At 70.5% G+C, this 22,958-nt stretch carries 17 protein-coding genes and 1 tRNA gene; 9 read left to right on the top strand and 9 right to left on the bottom strand.

Features of this window, described 5'->3' with window-relative positions; all coding sequences use genetic code 11:
* Window positions 1-4: 4 nt before the first annotated feature.
* Together K7C20_RS20460 and K7C20_RS20455 are read right to left on the bottom strand one after the other, a co-directional pair.
* Entirely contained in the window at window positions 5-469 is a 465-nt protein-coding gene (locus K7C20_RS20460; RefSeq protein ID WP_030074906.1) for a RidA family protein, read from the bottom strand.
* Window positions 466-624: a DUF4177 domain-containing protein gene (locus K7C20_RS20455; protein ID WP_003967454.1), complete on the bottom strand. Its 159-nt coding sequence runs from the start codon at window positions 622-624 to the stop codon at window positions 466-468. Before K7C20_RS20455 ends, K7C20_RS20460 begins: the two co-directional genes overlap by 4 nt.
* Window positions 625-833: 209 nt before the next feature.
* Here K7C20_RS20455 and K7C20_RS20450 point away from each other — a divergent pair, with 209 nt between their 5' ends.
* Both K7C20_RS20450 and K7C20_RS20445 read left to right on the top strand, forming a co-directional pair.
* Window positions 834-1,892, top strand: a complete 1,059-nt coding sequence (locus K7C20_RS20450; protein WP_030074908.1) for an ArsA-related P-loop ATPase — start codon at window positions 834-836, stop codon at window positions 1,890-1,892.
* Window positions 1,889-3,319: an ArsA family ATPase gene (locus tag K7C20_RS20445; RefSeq protein ID WP_053210497.1), complete on the top strand. Its 1,431-nt coding sequence runs from the start codon at window positions 1,889-1,891 to the stop codon at window positions 3,317-3,319. Before K7C20_RS20450 ends, K7C20_RS20445 begins: the two co-directional genes overlap by 4 nt.
* A gap of 279 nt (window positions 3,320-3,598) precedes the next feature.
* On the opposite strand, the gene K7C20_RS20440 is transcribed toward K7C20_RS20445, so the two are convergent.
* Window positions 3,599-3,940 (bottom strand): WhiB family transcriptional regulator, encoded by a 342-nt coding sequence (locus tag K7C20_RS20440; protein ID WP_030074909.1) that lies wholly within the window; start codon window positions 3,938-3,940, stop codon window positions 3,599-3,601.
* A gap of 382 nt (window positions 3,941-4,322) precedes the next feature.
* Here K7C20_RS20440 and K7C20_RS20435 point away from each other — a divergent pair, with 382 nt between their 5' ends.
* Window positions 4,323-6,530 carry a transglycosylase domain-containing protein gene (locus K7C20_RS20435; RefSeq protein ID WP_053210498.1) on the top strand — a complete coding sequence of 736 codons (2,208 nt, stop codon included), beginning with the start codon at window positions 4,323-4,325 and terminating at the stop codon, window positions 6,528-6,530.
* Window positions 6,531-6,733: 203 nt separating this feature from the next.
* Here K7C20_RS20435 and K7C20_RS20430 read toward each other — a convergent pair whose 3' ends face one another.
* Window positions 6,734-7,198 carry a GatB/YqeY domain-containing protein gene (locus K7C20_RS20430; RefSeq protein ID WP_030074912.1) on the bottom strand — a complete coding sequence of 155 codons (465 nt, stop codon included), beginning with the start codon at window positions 7,196-7,198 and terminating at the stop codon, window positions 6,734-6,736.
* Between the two features lie 128 nt (window positions 7,199-7,326).
* On the opposite strand from K7C20_RS20430, the gene K7C20_RS20425 reads away from it, so the two are divergent.
* The 3 genes from K7C20_RS20425 to K7C20_RS20415 all read left to right on the top strand — a co-directional run bounded on the left by K7C20_RS20425 (window position 7,327) and on the right by K7C20_RS20415 (window position 9,298).
* Window positions 7,327-8,253, top strand: a complete 927-nt coding sequence (locus K7C20_RS20425) for a metallophosphoesterase (protein ID WP_030074914.1) — start codon at window positions 7,327-7,329, stop codon at window positions 8,251-8,253.
* A 230-nt stretch (window positions 8,254-8,483) separates the two neighbouring features.
* On the top strand, window positions 8,484-9,212 hold the full coding sequence (locus K7C20_RS20420; protein ID WP_030074916.1) for a hypothetical protein: 729 nt from the start codon (window positions 8,484-8,486) through the stop codon (window positions 9,210-9,212).
* A gap of 12 nt (window positions 9,213-9,224) precedes the next feature.
* Window positions 9,225-9,298: transfer RNA gene (locus K7C20_RS20415), tRNA-Pro, on the top strand.
* Window positions 9,299-9,663: 365 nt separating this feature from the next.
* Here the strand turns inward: K7C20_RS20415 and K7C20_RS20410 are convergent.
* Both K7C20_RS20410 and K7C20_RS20405 read right to left on the bottom strand, forming a co-directional pair.
* Window positions 9,664-10,938, bottom strand: a complete 1,275-nt coding sequence (locus tag K7C20_RS20410) for an LCP family protein (protein ID WP_030074917.1) — start codon at window positions 10,936-10,938, stop codon at window positions 9,664-9,666.
* Window positions 10,939-11,168: 230 nt separating this feature from the next.
* Window positions 11,169-13,265 (bottom strand): bifunctional polysaccharide deacetylase/glycosyltransferase family 2 protein, encoded by a 2,097-nt coding sequence (locus K7C20_RS20405; RefSeq protein ID WP_053208746.1) that lies wholly within the window; start codon window positions 13,263-13,265, stop codon window positions 11,169-11,171.
* Window positions 13,266-14,118: 853 nt separating this feature from the next.
* Here K7C20_RS20405 and K7C20_RS20400 point away from each other — a divergent pair.
* Window positions 14,119-14,919, top strand: a complete 801-nt coding sequence (locus tag K7C20_RS20400) for a TetR/AcrR family transcriptional regulator (RefSeq protein WP_030074920.1) — start codon at window positions 14,119-14,121, stop codon at window positions 14,917-14,919.
* 291 nt (window positions 14,920-15,210) lie between these two features.
* Window positions 15,211-16,503: a cytochrome P450 family protein gene (locus K7C20_RS20395; RefSeq protein ID WP_030074922.1), complete on the top strand. Its 1,293-nt coding sequence runs from the start codon at window positions 15,211-15,213 to the stop codon at window positions 16,501-16,503.
* A gap of 272 nt (window positions 16,504-16,775) precedes the next feature.
* Here the strand turns inward: K7C20_RS20395 and K7C20_RS20390 are convergent, their stop codons facing one another.
* On the bottom strand, window positions 16,776-17,609 hold the full coding sequence (locus K7C20_RS20390; protein ID WP_030074923.1) for a class I SAM-dependent methyltransferase: 834 nt from the start codon (window positions 17,607-17,609) through the stop codon (window positions 16,776-16,778).
* A 243-nt stretch (window positions 17,610-17,852) separates the two neighbouring features.
* Here K7C20_RS20390 and K7C20_RS20385 point away from each other — a divergent pair, with 243 nt between their 5' ends.
* Window positions 17,853-19,676: a S9 family peptidase gene (locus tag K7C20_RS20385; protein WP_053208745.1), complete on the top strand. Its 1,824-nt coding sequence runs from the start codon at window positions 17,853-17,855 to the stop codon at window positions 19,674-19,676.
* A 799-nt stretch (window positions 19,677-20,475) separates the two neighbouring features.
* On the opposite strand, the gene K7C20_RS20380 is transcribed toward K7C20_RS20385, so the two are convergent.
* Window positions 20,476-21,762: a cation diffusion facilitator family transporter gene (locus K7C20_RS20380; protein ID WP_245171104.1), complete on the bottom strand. Its 1,287-nt coding sequence runs from the start codon at window positions 21,760-21,762 to the stop codon at window positions 20,476-20,478.
* A 98-nt stretch (window positions 21,763-21,860) separates the two neighbouring features.
* Entirely contained in the window at window positions 21,861-22,949 is a 1,089-nt protein-coding gene (locus tag K7C20_RS20370) for an SURF1 family protein (protein ID WP_222892641.1), read from the bottom strand.
* Window positions 22,950-22,958 lie beyond the last annotated feature (9 nt).

Genomic DNA, 22,958 nt, shown 5'->3' with positions numbered 1-22,958 from the left:
GTGCCTATTCGGCGATCTCGACCTGGATCTCGACCTCGACCGGTGCGTCGAGCGGCAGCACCGCCACGCCCACCGCGGACCGGGCGTGCACGCCCTTGTCGCCGAGGATCTCGCCCAGCAGCTCGCTGGCGCCGTTGAGGACGCCCGGCTGGCCGGTGAAGTCCGGTGCGGAGGCCACGAAGCCGACGACCTTCACGACCCGCTGGATCTTGTCCAGGTCGCCGATGAGGGACTTCACGGCCGCCAGCGCGTTGAGCGCACAGGTCGCGGCGAATTCCTTGGCCTGCTCGGCGCTGACCTCGGCGCCCACCTTGCCGGTGGCCGGCAGCGCGCCGTCCACCATCGGCAGCTGGCCGGAGGTGAAGACGTACGAGCCGGAGCGCACCGCGGGCTGGTACGTGGCCAGCGGCGGCACGACCTGCGGCAGCTTCAGGCCGAGCGCCGCGATCTTTTCCTCCGCCGCGCTCACGCCTTCTCCCGCTTCAGGTAGGCCACCAACTGCTCGGGGTTGTTCGGGCCCGGAACGACCTGGACCAGCTCCCAGCCGTCCTCGCCCCAGGTGTCCAGAATCTGCTTCGTCGCGTGCACGAGCAGCGGCACGGTCGCGTATTCCCACTTGGTCATGGGCCGAGCGTAATGCCTGTCCACGACAGGCGTGGACGCCGTCCGCCACAGGCCGTCCGCACCCGTCCCACACAGCCTTCGAGAGCGCGGCCACCGGGCCCCTACGGGAGATCCCTGACCCTCCCCGGAGGGAACGCGGGCAGATTCTCCGGGGCTTCCCAGGCGTATCCCGTGCGTAGCCGGGACGCGGACTGGTTAGGCTCCTTGGCGTGAGCAGGCTCCATGTCGTCAGCGGCAAGGGTGGCACCGGCAAGACCACGGTCGCCGCTGCCCTCGCCCTCGCCCTGGCCACCGAGGGTCGCCGTACCCTCCTGGTCGAGGTCGAGGGCCGACAGGGCATTGCCCAGTTGTTCGAAACAGAAGCGCTTCCTTACGAGGAACGCAAGATCGCGGTGGGCCCGGCGTCGGAAGGCGCGTCGCCCTGGGCATCCCCCCGGACGGAGGCCACGGGAGAGGCCTCTCGGGGCGGTGGCGGGAGACGGGCCGGCGGTGAGGTCCACGCCCTGGCCATCGACGCCGAACGCGCCCTTCTGGACTACCTCCAGATGTTCTACAAGCTCGGCAGCGCCGGCCGGGCGCTGAAGAAGCTCGGCGCGATCGACTTCGCCACGACCATCGCGCCGGGTCTGCGGGACGTCCTGCTGACCGGCAAGGCGTGCGAAGCGGTGCGCCGCAAGGACAAGAGCGGAAAGTTCGTCTACGACGCGGTCGTGATGGACGCCCCGCCGACCGGCCGCATCACCCGCTTTCTGAACGTCAACGACGAGGTCGCCGGTCTCGCGAAGATCGGCCCGATCCACAATCAGGCGCAAGCCGTGATGCGGGTCCTCAAGTCGCCCGAGACCGCGGTGCATCTGGTGACGCTCCTGGAGGAAATGCCGGTCCAGGAGACCGCGGACGGCGTCGCCGAGCTGCGCGCCGCCGGCATCCCCGTGGGCGGCATCGTCATCAACATGACCCGCCCGGCGCTGCTGGACAACGGCGACCTCGACAGCGCCGCCCGCGGGGCACGTACGGGCGTCGCCAAGGCGCTCTCTCAGGCCGGTCTGGGCGGCGCCCGCCGCGGCGGCCTGGCGGACCGGCTGATCGACCCCCTGCTGGAGCAGGCGCGCGAACACGCCGAGCGGGTCGAGCTGGAGCGCGCCGAGTACGCCGAACTCACCGCCATCGGCCTGCCCACCCACGAGTTGGAGCTGCTCCCCGAGGGAGTGGACCTCGCCGGGCTCTACCACCTGGCGAGAGACCTGCGGAAACAGGGGCCCATATGACCTCGGACAACACGACGCTGGACGCCTCGGCCCCGCGGCTCGAGGTCGACACGCTGATCGACGACCCGCACACCCGCATCGTGGTGTGCTGCGGCTCGGGCGGCGTCGGCAAGACCACGACGGCCGCGGCCCTGGGCGTGCGCGCCGCCGAGCGCGGCCGCAAGGTCGTCGTGCTCACCATCGACCCGGCCAGGCGGCTGGCCCAGTCGATGGGCATCTCCGAGCTCGACAACGTCCCACGCCAGGTCAAGGGCGTCGACGAGAGCGCGGGCGGCGAACTGCACGCGATGATGCTGGACATGAAGCGCACCTTCGACGAGATCGTCGAGGGTCATGCGGATGCCGACCGGGCCCGAGCAATCCTGGAGAACCCCTTCTACCAGTCCCTGTCGGCCGGTTTCGCGGGCACGCAGGAGTACATGGCCATGGAGAAACTCGGCCAGCTCCGCGCGAACGACGAGTGGGACCTGATCATCGTCGACACCCCGCCGAGCCGCTCGGCGCTGGACTTCCTGGACGCGCCCAAGCGCCTCGGGTCCTTCCTGGACGGCAAGTTCATCCGAGTGCTGATGGCGCCGGCGAAGGTGGGCGGCCGGGCCGGCATGAAGTTCCTCAATGTCGGCATGTCGATGATGACCGGCACCCTCAGCAAGCTCATGGGCGGTCAACTGCTGCGCGATGTACAGACATTCGTGGCCGCCATGGACACCATGTTCGGCGGCTTCCGCACCCGCGCGGACGCCACCTACCGCCTCCTCCAGGCACCCGGGACGGCGTTCCTCGTGGTGGCCGCGCCGGAGCGGGACGCGCTGCGCGAGGCGGCGTACTTCGTCGAGCGGCTGGCCGCCGAGCAGATGCCGCTGGCCGGCCTCGTGCTGAACCGGGTGCACGGCAGCGGCGCCGCCCAACTGAGCGCCGAGCGGGCCCTGGCCGCCGCGGAGGCCCTGACGGACCGCATGGCGGAGGACACCCATGCGGACACTGACCCGGACACCGACCCGGACACCGGGACGGACGCCGGGACGGCCCCGGACGCAGCCGCCGCCCCCGCCACCGACTCCACCGCGGACGCCGCCCCGCCCCCCGGCCACGCAGAAAATAATCTTGAAGCCACCGGCATTGTGGATCTCGACGGCGGGAAGGCTGGCTCACGTACCGCCGGCAGCCCCTCCCCCGCTGCCGCGGCGGAGCAGGTGACACCCACATCAGCCTCAGCGGCGCAACTGGCCGCCGGGCTCCTACGGCTGCACGCGGAACGTATGCAGGTCCTCGCACGCGAACGTCGCACGCGGGACCGCTTCACCGCGCTGCATCCCGAGGTTCCGGTGACGGAGGTCGCCGCACTGCCCGGCGACGTCCATGACCTCGCAGGGCTGCGTGCCATCGGCGACCGCCTGGCGCTGAACCCCACGGCCACCGACGACTGAGCCGTACCCACGGTCGGCTCAGCCACCCACCACGAAGCGCCCCTCACCACCCACGAAGCGCCCCTCACGCACGATTCACGTGCCACGCGCATTTCACGTGTCACACCCATTCCCGTGTCACACGCATCACGAGGCGCGCCGGACAGCGCGCCCCGCCTCTCATCGAGCCTCAACTCCCGGGCGCGTTACAGACACTGGCGCCCATGTCACGACTCGACAGAACGCGCCACCAGCCGAACCTTCTCGGCCACATATCCCGGTCGGCCCCGGCTACCCGGACTACCCGACCGCGGCCAACACGTCGAAGGCCTCGTCCTCGCAGTCCAACGGCAGGATGCCCGTGCTGCGCTCGTATTCCGTACGCGCTGTCTCCAACAGCCGACGCCATGACGTCACTGTCGGGCGGCGGCGCAGCAGCGCCCTCCGCTCGCGCTCGGTCATCCCGCCCCACACACCGAACTCCACCCGGTTGTCCAGGGCATCGGCCAGGCATTCCGTGCGTACCGGACATCCGGTGCACACTGCCTTGGCGCGGTTCTGCGCCGCCCCTTGTACGAACAGTTCATCCGGATCGGTAGTGCGGCAGGCTGCCTGTGCACTCCAGTCGGTTACCCAGCTCATGCTGGCGCCGTCCTCTCCCGAATCGAGGCTCCCCCACGGCGGCAATCGGCATATTCACCGTTGCCAGTTGAGGACGTTACGGAAGGCAGGCAGGGCGCAACACCCCCTTCGGGCCCAATCTTGAATGGCCCGAACGGACTATGCGTACGCGGCAGATCACCCAACGGAGTGACCGAACGGCATACGTCACTTTGCGCACAAGGCGGGACAGTTCACCGCCCTGACACGGGATTTCTCTCGACACGTACAGGCGCGCGGGGGGCGCGATCCGCGAAAGTAGGGGTTGACGAACTGAGGCGTAACCGTTCAGCTGTGGTAGCTGAGAACAGGCTAGGCGAACAGGTGCGCCCCTGTCCGGCGATTGAGAACGTAGGCTGCCCTCATGCCTAAGAAGCGCGATGGCGGGGGTCTGCCCAAGACGCAGCAGGCCGCCAAGTTCCTCGGTGTCAGCGTCCTGGCCGGAGCAGTGCTCGCCGGCCTCGCGCTCCCGGCGGCCGGGGCGCTCGGCCTCACCGCCAAGGGATCGGTCGAGGGCTTCGACGACATCCCGGCGAACCTCAAGACGCCGCCGCTCAGCCAGCGGACCAGGATCCTGGACTCCAAGGGCGGCGAGATCGCCAAGGTCTACTCCCGTGACCGCACGGTCATCGGCCTCAAGGACATGTCGCCGTACATCCAGAAGGCGATCGTCGCGATCGAGGACGCGCGCTTCTACCAGCACGGTGCCATCGACCTGAAGGGCATCCTGCGGGCGCTCAACAAGAACGCCCAGTCGGGCGGCGTCTCCCAGGGCGCCTCGACGCTGACCCAGCAGTATGTGAAGAACGTCTTCATCGAAGAGGCGGGCGACAACCCGGACAAGGTCGCGCAGGCCACCCAGCAGACCCTCGGCCGCAAGGTCAAGGAGCTCAAGTACGCGATCCAGGTGGAGAAGGAGCTCGGCAAGCGCAAGATCTTGCAGAACTACCTCAACATCACCTTCTTCGGGCAGCAGGCCTACGGCATCGAGGCGGCCGCCCAGCGCTACTTCAGCAAGCACGCCAAGGACCTGAACCTCGGGGAGTCGGCGCTGCTGGCCGGCATCGTCCAGTCGCCCAGCCGCTACGACCCGGTCAATGACCCGCAGGAGGCCACCCGGCGGCGCAACACCGTCCTCCAGCGGATGGCCGACATGAAGGACGTCACCCAGGCGGAGGCCGACGCGGCCGCCGAGAAGCCGATCAAGCTGGCGGTCAGCCGCCCCAAGAACGGCTGTATCACCGCCACCGACGGCGCCGGCTTCTTCTGTGACTACATCCGCACGGTCTTCCTCAGCGACAAGGCCTTCGGCAAGAGCCGCAAGGCCCGCCTCAAGCTCTGGAACCAGGGCGGCATGACCATCCGCACCACCCTCGATCCGCAGGCCCAGAAGTCGGTGCAGGCGTCGATAAAGGAGCACGTCTACGACGACGACCCGGTCGCCACCGCCGCCACCATCGTCGAACCGGGGACGGGCAAGATCCTCGGCATGGGCCAGTCGCGCCCGTACGGCTTCCGCGAGAACGAGACCGTGATCAACCTCTCGGTGAACCACGACATGGGCGGGGGCGCCGGCTATCTGCCCGGGTCGACCTTCAAGCCGGTGGTCGCGGCGGCCGCGCTGGAGCAGGGGACGAATCCGGAGCAGCAGTACCCGTCGCCGTACCGGATGCCGTATCCCACCCCGGTCCAGACCTGCGAGGGCGAGTGGCAGGGCAACGGCTCCGAGAACGTCGAGAACGAGAACAAGGAAGAGGTCGGCCCGTACGGCATGAAGGAGGCGACCGCGAAGTCGGTCAACACCTACTTCGTGCAGCTGATCAGCGACATGGGGGTCTGCCCCGCGGTCAAGATGGCGCAGAAGATGGGCATCGAGCGGGCGGACGGCAAGCCGCTCCAGCAGGTGCCGTCGATGACGCTCGGCACGCAGGAGATGTCGCCGCTCACGATGGCGGCCGGCTACGCCACCTTCGCCAGCGGCGGCCAGTACTGCTCACCGGTGGCGCTCGAGTCGATCACCGACGCGCGGGGCCGGGCGATGAAGGTCCCGCAGTCCAGTTGCCGTACCGCCATGTCCAAGAAGACCGCGGACACCATCAACACGCTGCTCAAGGGTGTGGTCGAGGACGGCACCGGCAAGGAGGCCGGGCTCAAGGGCCGCGACAGCGCCGGCAAGACCGGTACCACCGACAGCCGCTACGCCGCCTGGTTCGTCGGCTACACCCCCAACGCGGCCGGCGCGGTCTGGGTCGGCGACCCGCAGCACAAGCGCAAGATGTTCAACATCACCATCGGCGGCGTCCCCCACGACAAGGTCTACGGCGCCGACACCCCCGGCCCCATCTGGCGCGACGCGATGTCCGGCGCACTGGAAGGACGCCCCGCGCCCGCCCTGCCGACCGTCCCGATCGACGACCCCGCCAAGGACAAGAACCAGGGCGACGAGGGCGACAAGGGCCGCGGCAAGCCGAAGCCCGGCCGGGGCGGCCACGGCGGTCACAACAAGCCGGGCGGCGGCTGGCACATCCCCGGCTTCCCCGACATCCTGGGCGGTGGCAACGGCGGCTGGTGAACGGCCGGTTGGGACGATCGGCCGGTTGGAACGATCGGCCGGGGGAACGGCTGGTTGGGCCGCACGGCCGGAGGGTGCCGACCTGTACGGCGAGCGGTGCCGACCCGTACGACGAACGATGCCGGCCCGCTTAACGAAAGGCGAGGGGCGCCCCACACCATGGGGGCGCCCCTCGTCCTTCCCTCAAAAATCCGTCCGGCGGCTCAGCCGGCGAGCAGCTTCTTCACCACCGCGGCCACCCGGCCGCCCTCGGCCCGGCCCGCCACCTGAGGGTTGACGATCTTCATGACGGCGCCCATCGCCCGCGGCCCCTCGGCGCCGGCGCCCTTGGCCTCCGCCACGGCCGCCGCGACCAGCTGCTCCAGCTCCTCGTCGGACAGCTGCTTGGGCAGGTAGTCCGCGAGCACCTCGCCCTCGGCGCGCTCGCGCTCGGCCGACTCCCCGCGGCCGCCCTTCTCGAAGGCGTCCGCGGCCTCCCGGCGCTTCTTCGCCTCCCGCGCGATGATCTTCTCGACCTCGCCGTCGGACAGCTCGCGCGCCTCGGTGCCCGCGACCTCCTCCTTCTGGATCGCGGTCAGCGTGAGACGGAGGGTGGAGGAACGCAGCTCGTCGCGCGCCTTGATCGCGGTGGTGAGGTCGTCCTGCAGCTTGGACTTGAGCGTGGTCATGCCGTCGAGTATGCCCCCACCCACCGACAACCGCCGCGCCTTTTCCCCCGCCCCGCCACGCCCACCGCCCCGGCGAGGCGCCTCCCTCCCACTGCACCCACCCCCCGCACTCTGCGACGATGGGGAGCATGCGCGCGCGATACGGAGTACCCCTGACCCTGACCGCAGTCGGTGCGGCCGGCCTGGCCTACGCCGCCGGCTTCGAAGTCCGCTCCTTCCGCCTCCGGCGCGTCACCGTGCCCGTACTGCCCCGCGGCATGCGGCCGTTGCGCGTCCTGCAGGTCTCCGACATCCACATGGTCAGCGGGCAGCGCAAGAAACAGCGCTGGCTGCAGTCGCTCGCCGGGCTGCGCCCCGACTTCGTCATCAACACCGGCGACAACCTCTCCGACCCCGAGGGCGTACCCGAGACGCTGGACGCGCTCGGCCCGCTGATGGAGTTCCCCGGCGCCTACGTCTTCGGCTCCAACGACTACTACGGCCCCAAGCTGCGCAATCCCGCCCGCTACCTCCTGGAGCGGGCCCAGGGCCGGCACGGCCTCAACGGCAACGCGCCCGCCGTGGGCGTCGTCCACAACCCGTGGGAAGAGCTGCGCGACGCCTTCGACGCGGCCGGCTGGGTCGGCCTGTCCAATTCGCGCGGCCGCCTCAAACTGGAGGGCGTCGAGATCGCCCTGACCGGCCTGGACGACCCGCACATCAAGCGTGACCGCTACGCCGAGGTCGCCGGCGGCCCGGAAGCCGGCGCCGACCTCTCCCTGGCCGTCGTCCACGCCCCCTACCTCCGCTCCCTGGACGCGTTCACCGCCGACGGCTACCCCCTGGTCCTGGCCGGCCACACCCACGGCGGCCAGCTCTGCATCCCCTTCTACGGGGCCCTCGTCACCAACTGCGACATCGACACCGACCGCGTGAAGGGCCTGTCCACCCACACGGCCGCCGGCCACACCTCCTACCTCCACGTCTCCGCCGGCTGCGGCACCAACCGCTACACCCCGGTCCGCTTCGCCTGCCCCCCGGAAGCGACGCTGCTGACGCTGACGGCACGGGACTGAGCGGGGCGGAGTCGGGCGGAGTCGGGCGGAGTCGGCATCCGGGGGAGCCGCGGCGTTCGTGGGTGGCCGCGGGTGAGGGGCCGGTGGCGCTTTTCCGGAGGCCGGCCCTTCTCGCGGCCAACCTTCTCGGAGTCCAGCCTTCCGGAGTCCGCGAACGCCTCCTGCCCCGGACCAGGGTTTTGCCGGGTGGGGTCTCCCGCACTCGTTGATCATCCCCCTACCGTGGGGGGATGTCCGAACCCACCCGGACCTCGCAGTCCACGCGCCATGCCACCGGCCCGGCCGGCGCCGCCGCCCGCACCCCGGCAGCCGCCGTCGCCCCTGCGAGCCGTCACCCGTTGGCGGCCGCCTTCCGCGTCCTCATCACCACGGCCGCCCTGACCGGCCTGCTCCTCGCGGCCCTCGCCACCACCGGCCCGGCCGAGCTCCTCACCCGCTTCGCCGTGCAGGCCAACATCGCCTCAGTGCTGGTCTCCGCCTGCGCCGCCCACCGCGCCTGGACCGGCCGCCGTCCCGTAAGCCCCCGGACCACCGGCGCGCTCCTCCCCTTCCTCTGGCTCCCCGCCCTCATCCACTACGTCTTCCCGGCCGCCGACTCCACCGCCTTCACCCTGCCGGCCGCCAGCACCCCGGGCGTCACCCAAGCCCTCTGCCACCAGCTCCTCTACACGGTCGTCCCGCTCGCCGCTCTCGCCGACTGGCTCCTGCTCACCACTCCCCGCGGCTTCCGCCTGCCCTACGCCTGGCAGTGGCCCGCCTACCCCCTCCTCTTCCTCGCCCTCACCCTCGCCTTCCCCGCCACTTCCGGTGCCCCTTCCCCCACCGCCACCACCGCCGTCTCCATCGGCATCGCCATCTGCGCCCTCCCCTTGATCGCCATCGGGATCGACCAGGTCAGGCCCGCTCCCCGGCTCCACAACAACCGGATTTCGCCTACGGGGATCGGTCCGCTAAAGTAGAGCTCGTTGCTTCGGGGTGTAGCGCAGCTTGGCAGCGCGCTTCGTTCGGGACGAAGAGGTCGTGGGTTCAAATCCCGCCACCCCGACTGAAGGAACAGAGATCAGGGGCCTGATCCGCGAAAGCGGGTCGGGCCCCTGATTCGTTTCCGGGGGCAGGGCTCTTGGGAATCGCGAGAGGCCGAGCCGGGATTCTCGCTCAGGGGCCGCCTCATGACGTGCCGTCACTCGGGTCTCGTGGGCGTCCCTGTGGCGCGGGCCGAGGTGACACAGGACAGGCGCCTGGCCGGCGGCTTCCGTTGCGGGCGGGCCGGGGCGGGCCGGAGGGCGCCGGGTGCGCGCACGGGACTGTGGTCGGTCAGCGCCCCGGGGCGGGCCGGGGCGCTGACCGACGCCGGGTCCGGTGTCCTGCGCGGCAGGGGCTCCCGGGCGCGGTCGGACGGTGTGCGGCAGGTCAGTTCTTTGCGTTGAACGTCACGGGCCGGTCCTGACTCAGTTCGGTGAAGAGTTTTTTCGCCTGCTGTGTGTTCCACTTCACGGCGCTGCCCTTGGGGGTGCGGAAGTTGAGGCTCGATACGGGGACGGTGAGGCGTTTGCCGTCGCCCGCGGTGACGGCCTTCATGGCCTTGAAGAGCGAGGTGAGGTTCGGCAGGCCCGTGTCGTCGTCCACGATGAGGGTGTCCAGGCCGGCACTCATGGTGGGGTAGACCTTGGACGGGTCGAGGAGGGTGCCCGGGGTGGCGGCCTTGCGGGCGAGGGCGGCCAGGAACTTCTGCTGGTTCTGGCTGCGGCCAAGATCGCCCTGGGCCTCCTGGTGGCGCTGGCGGACGAAGGCGAGCGCCGTGCGGCCGTCGAGTGTGTGACAGCCCTTCTTCAGATCCGCGCCGGACTTCTCGTCCTTGACGTCCCTGTCCAGGCACATCGGCACGCCGCCGACCGCGTTCACGATGCCGACGAAGCCGGCGAAGCCGATCTCCGTGTAGTGGTCGATATGGACGCCCGTGTTGCGCTCGATGGCGCGCACGAGCAGGTCGGGGCCGCCGAATGAGAACGCGGCGTTGAGCTTGTTCTTCGACGCGCGGTAGTGCTTGCCGGTCTCGGGGCGGATGTGCGACGGAATGTTCACCCACGAGTCACGCGGCAGACTCACCATCGACGTTCCGTGGTCACCGGTGTGCAGCAGGATCATCGAGTCGGTGCGACGGCCCGCATCGGCCGAGCCGCCGGTGTGGAGATCCTTCTTGGCCCGCTCGGAGAGGCCCACACGGCTGTCGGAACCCACAATCAGATAGTTGGTACCCCGGCCCTGCGGCGGGCGGTCCGCGATCTTGCCGAGATTGACCTCGCGGTGGAGCTTGGTGTCGGCCCAGACGTAGGTGCCCACGGAGCCGACGGCCAGCACGGTGGACAGGACGATCAGCGCGCGCGTGACCCGGCGGCGCCGGCGGGGAGGGCCCGCGGCTCGTCTGCGCCGTCCGGTGTTGCCGCCACCGGGGCCCGCAGGGCCGGTGCGGAGGGGAGGCCGCCCGTTGCCGGTGCGGGCGTCGAGCCCGGACGGAGGCAGCGGCGCCTGCGGCACGGCCTGGTGCGCGTCGAGGTTCTGTGACCGTTCCGGGTGCGTCTGAGGCGAGTGTGCGGCCTGGTGCCACACCTGCCCGGTGCTGTGGTGCGCCGGCGCTTCCCCGTCGCGCCAGGCACCCTCGGGCGGCCCCTCCAGCCAATCAGTCATGCGCGGCAGTCTGCATGCTCATCCGCTCTTCACCAAATGGTGCGCGGATCTGCACAAACGTATGTACCGAATGCGGGGAATGCCGTGGGGGCGCGGGCCGGCAGCCGGGCGCGGGGACGCGGTCCGCCTCGCGTGTGGGGCCCGGCCGCGGGCGGGGAGCGCCCGGCCGCGCCCGGGGCGCCCGCCCGGTCCGGTTCCGGGCGGACGCCCTGAGAGCGCTGTTTCGACGGTCATCGCGATGACAGGCTCTCGTACGCGACCGGTTGTCCGATCTGTTGCGCGGCGGTGCCGGAACGGTGCATGCGCTGCCACTTCAGTCTGGTGCCGAGCAGGAAGGCCACCACGGACTGGATGACCACCAGATACATCAGCTGCCGGTAGATGAACAGCTGGAACGGCATCGCCCACAGCTCCCGCAGGCGCTCGCCGTCGAGCCGCAACGCGTATCCGGCACAGGCCAGTTGGAGGGCGAGGAAGCCGAACCACACCACGGCCGAGATCTCCGGGCCGCGGAAGAGCGCCCCGTACAGGGCGAAGACGTCGACGATCGGTGCGAAGAGCGGCAGGGCGACCTGGAAGAGGGCGAGGTAGCTCAGCCCGCGGCGTCCGAAGCGGCCGGAGGGGCCCATTTCGATGACGGCACGGCGGTGCTTCCACATGGCCTGGAGCGTGCCGTAGCACCAGCGGTACCGCTGCCGCCACAGCTGGCTCAGCGAAGTGGGCACCTCGGTCCAGGCGATCGCGGACTCCTCGTAGACCACCCTCCAGCCCGCCTGCCACAGTGCCATGGTGAGGTCGGTGTCCTCGGCGAGGGTGTCTTCACTGACCCCGCCGACGCCCATCAGCGCGTCCCGGCGGAAGGCACCGATGGCGCCGGGGACCGTCGGCATGCACTCCAGCACTTCGAACATCCGCCGGTCGAGGTTGAATCCGAAGACATATTCCAGGTGCTGCCATCGGCCCAGCAGGCGGCGCCGGTTGCCGACCTTGGTGTTGCCGCTGACCGCACCCACGGCCGGGTGCGCGAGCGGCTGGACGAGCCGGTGGATGGCGTCCGGCTCGAAGACGGTGTCGGCGTCGACCATGACCACGATGTCGTACCGCGTGTGGGCCAGTCCGGTGTTGAGAGCGGCTGCCTTGCCCGCGTTGGTCTGGCGGATCACCTCCACACGGGGGTCACCGATCCGGCCGGCGATGTCCGCCGTATCGTCCGTCGACCCGTCGTCGATCACGATGATCTGCAGATGCGGGTGGGTGGAGGCGAGCAGCGAAAGGACGGTGGACTCGATGCCCGCCTGTTCGTTGTAGGCGGGTACGAGGACCGTCACCGGTTCGGTGATCTCCCGCAGCCAGGGGGAGCCCGGACGGAAGCGTTCCAGGCGCCGGACATGGGCCCGGGCGAAGAAGACGAGCGACGCCAGCCGCAGCACTCCCAGACCGCCGGCGATGCCCAGCACCCAGGTCATACCGTTCACGAACCCGTGCCCGAGGGCCTTGATCCAGACCAGGGCCTGGCCCAGCCAGCGCTCATGGACGGGTGCCGGCGTATCGGCCGAGGCCAGCCCGGTCCCCGCCGTCACTGTGGTGAACTTCTTGACCTTCCGGTTGTTCAGCAGCCGCTCACTGTCGCTGTACGCGACATCGTTCTGGCTGAACTGCCGGATCACCCCCTGGGACGGCTTACGGAACCACCGGTCGGCGGCCACCAGCGTGTAGCCCTCCGCACCGGCCCGCTGGGCCGCCTTCCACTCCGCACCGCACATCGTGTCCACCGCGGTGGTCTGCGGCAGCCGCAGCAGCTTGGTGTGGATGCCCGCCGTGCCCGCCAGCGCCTTCTGCGTCAGCGACAGCTCCAGCCCGGCCCGGAAGGGCGAGGCCGAGCCCATGACCGCGCCGGTGTAGGTGTTCGACCCGATCTCATGGCCCTCGGCCTTGATCCGGCGCACCAGGTCCGGATGTTTGGCCGCCTCGGCACCGCGCAGGAAGAAGGTGGCGTGCGCATGGTGCTTGCGCAGCAGATCGAGCAGGCGTGGTGTCCATACGGGGTCGGGGCCCCCGTCGTAGGTGAGCGCCACGGTGCGGGCGGGCAGCGAGGCGGACTGCACCTTGTCACCGTTGAGGCGCACCACCGGACCGCCCTTGTCCACCGCCGTCGGCACGGGGGTGGTGCAGTCACGCCGGGTCTTCGCGGCGTCGACCTCGTGGGTGGTCCAGCCTTCGAAGAGCAGCGCGCCGAACGCAAGGGGGAGCACGAGGATCAGCAGCAGCCAATGACCACGCGGGTCACGGGACTGCGCATGGCGGCCACGGTTGGAGCGGCGCCTCACGTGGCGACCGGGGTGACTTCGATCACGGTCGGCGCGAGGTGTGTCCGGGCTGCGGCCGTGGCCGGCACCGAAGCCGACGCGGCGCGGGTGAGGAACGACGAGAAGTCACCGGCAGCCGAGACGTACGCCGCTCTCTTCGGCGACGCCTCCCGCCCGGCCGGGACGCGTCCGCGGTCGGCGGCGGACGCCCGGCAGGGGGCGTATCCGACATCGACCGAGTTCCGCAGGACCTTTCCATGCCGGACGGAAGCGTCGGCACATGACTGGGAAACGCGTATTTTCTGCCGTTTTGTGTTCCGGCTGGCCTCACACATGGTCGGCGAGTGTACTCATGGTCGATTTCGGATAACGGCACGTTCCTGGGACCTCTGGCCTGGGTGACAAGCCTCCGGCCCGACGGGCTTGCACCGCGAGGAAAACTCGTTTTCCCAGGTCAGGTAGGTATACCGGGGTTGTCTTGCCCGGTATTGCGCCCTCTGCATCGCGATGTTGGACCACCTTGATCTGAGAGTGTTGTAACACCCGCCCTCGTCGCGGGAGGAGGGGGCGGGGCCGCTGAGCGAGCGCGCGCACGGTGCCGAAAGGGCTGCGGCGGGGTGGCGAACGGGGCCCGGGGAGGCGGCAAACGGGCCCGGGGAGGCCGGGTTTGGTGATGACGCACGGGCACCGGCCAGTACTAGCGGTGACGACGGCCGCGAAGCATCGTCGCGCTCCCGTCCAGGGGCCGGAGAGGGCCGCATCGCCCGGTCCACTGACTGAAAACACCCTTATCCCCGTACGCCGCCAGACCTACCTTTGACTGTGTGACCGGATTCGATATCTGGTCATGAAGTCGGGGGGAGGGGGGCACCGCGTGGAACGCTCGCAGCGCGCAGACCACATCCTGGACGTGGCAGGGGAGTTGCTGGTCGCCTGGGGCTACGGGCGGGTGACGATCGACGAGATCGCCCGCCGTGCCAAGGTCGGCAAGGGCACGGTGTATCTGCACTGGAAGACCAAGGACGCCCTGCTCCTTGCCGTGATGCTGAAGGCGCAATCCCGTATTCATCAGCGGCAGTTGGAGCGTATGCGGGCGGATCCGCTGGAGATTCTGCCGAGCCGGATGCTGCGGCGGCACTTCCTCGACTTCCAGGGCGAACCGGTATTGCGCGCGCTCTACACCGACGACGCCGACATCCTCGGCCGGCTCAACGACACCGCCAAGAAAGAGTTCGCGGAGCTGATGAGCCAGGGCGACCGGCATCTGCGTCGCCATCTCGAAGTGCTCCGTGAACACGGTCTGGTGCGCGCCGACACCGACGTACACCATCAGCAATACGCCTTGTTGGCAACGTCCAACGGGTTCTTCACGGCCGAGGCGCTGCTGTCCGACCGCGCCCCGGACACCCTGGAGGTACGCGCCGACATTCTCGCCCGAACGATCCGAAGCGCGCTGGAGGTGTCAGCCGAGGCGGGGCCGGGATCCGGTGACCCGGATTCCGGTCCGGGCTCTAGTCCGGGCTCCGGTCCGGGCTCCGGCTCCGACTTTGGCCCGGATGCTGCTTCCGCCCGTATGCCCGTCGCCGCGGCTGCAGCCGCTCCCGAAATCATCGCCTGCTATGAGCATTTCAACGAGCTCTGCGCTCAGGAGATGCGCCGACAGATACGTGACTGAGGCTGCGCTGTGAATTCAGTGTGGTGGAGTCGGCGCGATGGACTCAGTGCAACGCATTTCCATCGGAGAATGCGAATTCGGATTCATGCAGAGAGCTCGCGCATTGGGCTCGTGCGCAGGATGCCGTGTACGGGATGCCGGCCCCACGGAGCCGATTCCGTATAACTGACTTCCCGGCCACGGGTGCTCAAGCGCGTCCTGTGGCAAGAAACGAGCCACATCCAAGTCCAGGTCCGCCCGGATTCCTACCCGGAGCCCCGGACCCACTCCCAACCCGGAGGAGATCGAAAGATGTCGGCATTGTCCAGCTCCCCGTTCGCTGCGCACGTCGGGAAACACCCGGGCGAGCCGAATGTGATGGAACCGGAGCTGCTCACCGATCCGTTCGCGGGCTATGGCGCGCTGCGTGAGCAGGCCCCGGTCGTACGGGGCCGGTTCGTGGACGACTCACCGGTCTGGTTCGTGACGCGCTTCGAGGAGGTCCGCCAAGTCCTGCGCGACCAGCGGTTCGTGAACAATCCGGCCTCGCCGCCCCTGGCCCTATCGGCCGAGGAGAACCCGCTGACCAGGCTGATGGACATGCTGGGCCTCCCCGAGCACCTCCGCGTCTACATGCTCGGGTCGATTCTCAATTACGACGCCCCTGACCACACCCGGCTGCGCCGTCTGGTGTCGCGCGCGTTCACGGCCCGGAAGATCACCGATCTGCGGCCGCGGGTCGAGCAGATCGCCGACGAGCTGCTGGCCCGGCTCCCCGAATACGCCGAGGACGGCGTGGTCGATCTCATCCAGCATTTCGCCTACCCCCTGCCGATCACCGTCATCTGCGAACTGGTCGGCATACCCGAAGCCGACCGTCCGCAGTGGCGGAAGTGGGGCGCCGACCTCATCTCGATGGACCCGGACCGGCTCGGCGCAACGTTCCCGGCGATGATCGAGCACATCCATCAGATGGTCCGGGAGCGGCGCGACGCGCTCACCGATGATCTGCTCAGCGAGCTGATCCGTACCCATGACGACGATGGCGGCCGGCTCAGCGACGTCGAGATGGTCACCATGATCCTCACGCTCGTCCTCGCCGGTCACGAGACCACCGCCCACCTCATCAGCAACGGCACGGCGGCGCTGCTCACCCATCCCGACCAGCTGCGCCTGCTCAAGGACGACCCGGCCCTGCTTCCCCGGGCCGTCCATGAGCTGATGCGCTGGTGCGGGCCGGTGCAGATGACCCAGCTGCGCTACGCGGCCGCCGACGTGGACCTCGCCGGTACGCGGATCCACAAGGGCGACGCCGTACAGCTCCTCCTTGTTGGGGCGAACTTCGACCCGCGCCACTACACCGACCCCGACCGCCTCGATCTCACGCGTCACCCCGCCGGCCACGCCGAGAACCATGTGGGTTTCGGCCACGGTGCGCATTACTGCCTGGGCGCCACGCTCGCCAAGCAGGAGGGCGAAGTGGCGTTCGGCAAACTGCTCGCGCACTACCCGCAGATGTCCCTGGGCATCGAACCGGAACGTCTGGAGCGGTTGCCGCTGCCCGGCAACTGGCGGCTGACTTCCCTGCCGTTGCGGCTGGGGTGAGCGCACGTCGCACTCGCACGCGCGACGTGGTGCACAGATCGCGTTCGGCGCGGGGCCTCTTGAGCGCCCGAGCCCCTTTGCCGCGGGCCGTACGGACAGCGGGCCCGGCGGGAAAGCCGTCCCGCCGGGTCCGTACGGGCCGCTGCCGTTGCTACTCGCCGACGCCTGCCAGACGCCGCTGTTCCGGTACTGCATCGTCACGTAGTAGGGGACCAGCTTCTTGGGCGCGTAAACGCTCCCGGTCGTGAGCGGGTCCTGGGCACGGCCCGTCCTCAGTCGGCCCGGCTTGCCTTCAGTGAGTACATGAGGGGGATGCGGGGGCGGTCACCGGGGAAGCGGTGGTAGCCGTCGGCGCTACGGCGTAGTGCGGCGAAGCGCTGGAACAGCGTCATGTCGTGTTCGTGCAGGAAGTCGATGCGCAGGCCGGCGCCGGCCAGGGCCGAGACGACATCGCCGAGCGGGTGCTGCCATTCGACGCTGCGGTTGTTCACCGTCGGGGCGTCGAAATCCGTGTAGGTGCCGGGAGTTTCCTCCACCCAGGCGTCACGGCTGAAGTAGTCGTGGACGAGGCGCGAGCCGGTCTCGTCGTCCAGGGCGTCGCACAGCGGGTGGAATTCGGCGAGGTAGAGGAAGCCGCCGGGGGCAACGAGGGAGGCCGCGGTGTCGGCCCAGCGCTCCAGGTCAGGGAGCCAGTTGAGGGCGCCGATGCCGGTGTAGACGATGTCGTACGCGGTGTCGGGGACAGCTTCGGCGGCGTCGTAGACGTCGGCCGTGACGAACGCCACGCGGTCGGGGCCGTAGCCGAGTTCGGCGGCCAGTTCGCGGGCGGTTTCGATGGCGGGCTCGGAGAAGTCCAGGCCGACGACGCGAGCCGCGCCGCGGTGGGCCCAGGAGAGGGTGTCCTGGCCGAAGTGGCACTGGAGGTGGAGGAGGGAGCGGCCGGCGACATCCCCGACCTCTGCGACCTCGAAGTCACGGAGTACGTCGCGGGCCCGGCGGAATCCGTCCTGGTCGTAATAATCGCTCGCGGTGTGGATGGCGACGCGCTCGTCCCACCTCGCGCGATTGGCCTCCCGCCAGTCGTCGGGGCCGGTGTGTCTTCGCATACGGCGAAGTTATCCACAGCCTTGTGGCCCTCGCCAACAGATTTCCGGCGCCGGGCGCAGAATGGGCCCATGACTGACGAGACGACCGCAGACCCAGGCCACGCCACCTCTCCGACCCCTTCGACGACCGACACCCACCCCACGACGGGGACAAGGACGGGCTCGGCCGACCCGATAGCGGGAGCGAACGGATCGGCGAAGGACTCGACGGGCTCGGCCGGCTCCGGCGGCACGGACACCGCGATGCCGGACTGGGAGAAGCGCTTCCGTGCACCGCGGATCGGGCTGCCGGACTGGGCCGAGGACGCCCCGGACCGCTCCCTGTTCGTCTCGAACGCCACCGGCACCTTCGAGCTGTACGCGTGGGACCGGGCAACCGGCGATCAGCGACAGGCCACGGACCGTCCGAACGGCACGACGGACGGGACGCTGTCGCCGGACGGCCGGTGGATCTGGTGGTTCTCGGACACCGACGGGGACGAGTTCGGCGTCTGGATGCGGCAGCCGTTCGAGGGCGGCGCCGATGAGCCGGCCACTCCGGGGCTCGCCGCCTCGTATCCGGGAGGGCTGGCGATCGGCCGGGACGGGACGGCGGTCGTCGGGTGCTCCACGGACGAGGAGGGCTCGACGGTCCATGTCGTACGGCCTGGGGAGCCGCCGGTGGAGATCTACCGGCACCGCGAGTCGGCGGGCGTCGGCGATCTCTCGCACGACGGCTCGCTCATCGCCCTTGAGCACACCGAGCACGGCGATGCGATGCACTCCGCGATCCGTGTCGTACGGCCCGACGGCTCCACGGTCGCGGAGCTGGACGACACCAACGGCGGGACCGAGGAGCTGGGCCTGTCGGTGATGGGTTTCGCGCCGGTGGACGGGGACGCCCGGCTGCTGGTGGGGCACCAGCGGCGGGGCCGTTGGGAGCCGATGCTCTGGGATCCGCTGACCGGGACAGAGACGGCCCTGGAGATAGACCTTCCGGGAGATGTGGGTGCCGACTGGTATCCCGACGGTTCGGCACTGCTGGTGGAGCACGAGTACCAGGCACGGAGCGAGCTGTGGCGCTACGAGCTGGGTACGCCGGTCGGTGCCACGGCCGGTGCCACTGACGCGGCTACCGCGGCCGGCCGGCCTCTGCTGACGCGGGTCGAGACGCCGGCCGGCACGGTCTCGGGCGCGACGGCGCGGCCGGACGGAGCGGTGGAGTTCCTGTGGTCGTCGGCGGCCCAGCCTCCCGAGGTCCGTTCGACGAGCGGCAAGGTCGTGCTGGACCCGCCGGGTATGAAGGCGCCCGGGTCGGTGCCGGTGCGGGACGTGTGGGTGGAGGGCCCCGGTGGCCGTATCCATGCGCTGGTGCAGCAGCCGGCGGGCGAAGGCCCCTTCCCGACGGTCTTCGACATACACGGCGGCCCGACCTGGCACGACAGCGACGCCTTCGCCTCGTCGCCCGCGGCCTGGGTGGACCACGGCTTCGCGGTCGTCCGCGTCAACTACCGCGGCTCGACCGGCTACGGCCGTGCCTGGACGGATGCCCTCAAGCACCGCGTCGGGCTGATCGAGCTGGAGGACATCGCCGCGGTGCGCGAGTGGGCGGTCTCGTCCGGGCTGGCGGATCCGGAGCGGCTGGTGCTGGCGGGCGGCTCATGGGGCGGGTACCTGACGCTGCTCGGGCTCGGTACGCAGCCGGACGCCTGGGCGGTGGGCCTGGCGGCGGTCCCGGTCGCGGACTATGTCACGGCCTACAACGACGAGATGGAAGCCCTCAAGGCAATGGACCGGACCCTGCTGGGCGGCACTCCCGAGGAGGTCCCGGAGCGCTTCGAGGCGTCGTCGCCGCTGACGTATGTGGACGCGGTGCGGGCGCCGGTCTACATCTCCGCGGGCGTCAACGACCCACGCTGCCCGATCCAGCAGGTGGAGAACTACGTCCAGCGGCTGGAGGGCCGCGGCCATCCGCACGAGGTCTACCGCTACGACGCCGGGCACGGCTCCCTGGTCGTGGAGGAACGGATCAAGCAGGTCCGCCTGGAACTCGACTTCGCCCAGCGGCATGTGATCGACAAGAGGTAGCGGCCGCCTGAGGGATGCCGGGAGGGGCGGCAGGGCGCCCTCGTCGGGGGGTGCCCCTGGGGCCGGACGCCGAGCAGGGTGCCCCGCGCGGGTCGGGCTCTGCACGGGGTGCTTTGTGGGGCGGCGCTGCGCGAGGTGCCTTGCGGGGCGGGCGCTGCACGGGGTGCTTTGTGGGCGGGCGCTGTACGAGGCGCCCCGCGCGGGTCGGGCGCTGCAAGGGGCGCTTTGTGGGGCAGGCGCTGAGCGAAGTGCCTCGTGGGAGCCCTTGTGGGAGCAGTGCCCCAGGGCGGGATGTGGCCGGGAGTCCCGCCGCCTGGTGCCCTGTGAGGTGACCTGTAGAGGGGTGCCTTGTGGGTGGGTGTCCCGTGGGCGGGGGCACTGCTGGCGGGCCCCCGCTGGCGAGTGCCCGTGGGCAAATCCCCTGGGGGCGGGTGTCTTGTGGCCGGGTGCCCCGCGACGGAGCGTTGCGCGGTGGCCAGGGGAGCCCTACGCCACGGCCGGACGCGGGCGAGGCGCTGGGTGGGAGCGATACGCCACGGCGGGACGCTGCCGGGTGTCCCCTGGTGGGGGCCGCCGCCGGACGCTGCCGGGTGGCCCATGCGCGGGGTCCCGCAGCCGCACGCGGTTGGGCGCCGCCGGCCGGGTAACCCATGGGAGGCGGGCCCGTAGCCCTCGGCCGCAGCCGAGGGCCGGAGGGCCGGCAACCGAGGGCCTCAGGGGGTGGTGGGCGAGGGTGGGAGGGGGCGGGGCGGGGGGCGGGGGGCGGGGGGCGGGGGCGGGGCCCAAGGACGGGGGGCGATCAAGCCGCGGCGTGATGAGCCGCGTGATGAGCCAGAGCGGCGTGAGGGTCGCTGCCCTCGCTGGTGGTGTGGTCGGTGTGCACGGTCGCGGCTGTGAGCCGGGGGACGGCGTGGATGAGGGCGTGTTCTGCGGCGACGGCGAGTGCGTGGGCCTGCACCACGGTCAGCCGGGCGTCGACGACGATGTCCGCTTCGGCGCGCAACGTATGGCCGATCCAGCGCATGCGGACCTGTCCGACGCCTCGGACGCCGTCGACCGCGCGCAGTGCGGTCTCGGCCGCGTCGATGAGGCCGGGGTCGACGCAGTCCATCAACCGCCGGTAGACCTCCCTGGCGGCGTCCCGCAGCACCATGAGAATGGCGGCGGTGATCAGCAGGCCGATGAGGGGGTCGGCCGCACGCCAGCCGAGAGCCGCGCCGCCCGCGCCCAGGAGTACGGCGAGGGAGGTGAAGCCGTCGGTACGGGCGTGCAGGCCGTCGGCGACGAGTGCGGCCGAGCCGATCTTGCGGCCGGTGCGGATGCGGAAGCGGGCCACCCACTCGTTGCCGATGAACCCGATCACGGCGGCCGCGGCCACGGCCCACAGGTGGGTGACATCGCGGGGGTTCAGCAGCCGGTCCACGGCCTCGTGGCCGGCCAGGGCCGAGGAGACGGCGATCGTCAGCACGATGGCGATGCCCGCGAGATCCTCGGCCCGGCCGTAGCCGTAGGTGTAGCGGCGGTTCGCGGCCCGGCGCCCGAGGACGAAGGCGATGCCCAGCGGCACGGCGGTCAGCGCGTCGGCAGCGTTGTGGATCGTGTCGCCGAGCAGCGCCACCGACCCCGACAGCGCGACGACCACCAGCTGGATCACGCTGGTCAGGCCCAGGATGCCGAGCGAGAGCCACAGAGTGCGCAGGCCCTCGCGGGAGGTCTCCATCGCGGCGTCGACCTTGTCCATGGCCGCATGGCTGTGCGGGGTGACGAGGTGGGCGAGCCGGTGCCGGATCCGCGACCAGCGGCCGGAGGGGTGGGAGCGATGCGCGTGGTGGTGGCCGTGGTGGGCGGTGCCTGCCTGGTCGTGACCAACTTGGCCGGCCTGTACCTGGTCGTGACCAGCGAGGCCGGCGTGTGCGGACGCGGCGTCATGCCCGTGGTCATGCCCGTGGCCGTGCCCGTGTTCATGGTCATGGTCATGGCCGTGACCGTGGTCGTGGTCGTGGTCGTGGTCACCGTGACCGTGGTCGTGGTGGTGGTCGCCGTGGGCGTGATCATGGCCGTGCGGGTGGGTGCCTTTGCCTGCCATATGGCCTACCGTGGCACGCCGATTCGATTGCGGCTACTGCCGTGATACGCCCCCTGACCAGGTGCAATACCGTTGCAGGAACGGAGGAGTCGCCGAGTTCAGGCCTTCCCGGCCCGCGCCGCCTCGCCCCGGCCCTCGCCCCGGCCCTCGTCCTGTCCCGCACTCTGCGCCTCGCCCTGGTCCGCGCCCCGGCCCTCGTCCTGGCCGTCGCCCCGGTCTGCACCCTGCGCCTCGCCCCGGCGCGGGCCCTGCGGCTCGCCCCCGTCTGCGCCCCGCTCATCGGCCGTGCCTTCCCCCTGGGACAGGCCCCCGGCCGCATCCCCGCCCCCGGCCCGAGGCTCACCCCGTTCCCCGGCCCGAGCCTCCGCGTCCCCGGCCCGAGCCGCGCCCCCGTCCCCCTCCGGCACGATCCCCAGCGCCGCGTCCTTGGCGGCTTCGGCATCGCGGCGGAAGAGGCGGAACCACATGAAGACGACGAAGCCGGCGAAGACGAACCACTCGCCGGTGTAGCCGAGGTTCTGGAAGGCCTTGAGGTCCAGGCCGCTGCCCTCGGCGGCGGCCGGGGGGACGGCGTGCAGCGGTGCCTGGGCGTCGGTGAGCGTGATCCAGGCGTCGTAGACCTCGTACGGCACGATGTTGACCAGCGACGCCGCGCTGATCATGCCGAGCTGGCCCTGCGGCAGCCCGCCACCGGCCTGGACGCCGTCGGTGCCCTGGTTCTCGGAGGCCTGGAGCGCTCCGGTGACCGTCACCTCGCCCTTGGGCGGCGCGGGCACCCTCGCCGTGTCGGCCTTCGCACCGGCGTCGCCGGGCAGCCAGCCCCGTACGACCGGCAGCGCCTTGCCGCTGTCCGTGCGCAGCAGGTTGAGGACGTAGAAGCCCTGCTGCCCGCCGTGCCCGTCCTTCAAAGTGCGGCCCGGTACGAGCAGTTGGTGGGCGGTGTCGTAGTGTCCGCGGGCGCTGGCCTGCCGGCCGGAGGTGATCGTGTCGACGGGCAGCAGATCGGCCAGCGGCCGGGCCGCGGCGGTCTTGGCCCGGGCCGAGCGGTCCTCCTGCTGCTGGTGGGTGTCGACGCGGTCCTCGAAGCGGCTCAGCTGCCAGCTGCCCATGAAGAGGCAGAGCGGAATCGCCAGTACGGCGAACACGTTGATTCCCCACCACCGCGGGGTCAGCAGGAACCGGTACACACCATCAAA

Origin of the sequence: Streptomyces decoyicus, assembly GCF_019880305.1 — a bacterium.
GTDB classification, from domain to species: domain Bacteria; phylum Actinomycetota; class Actinomycetes; order Streptomycetales; family Streptomycetaceae; genus Streptomyces; species Streptomyces decoyicus.
This window is presented reverse-complemented; position numbering and strand designations above follow the sequence as displayed.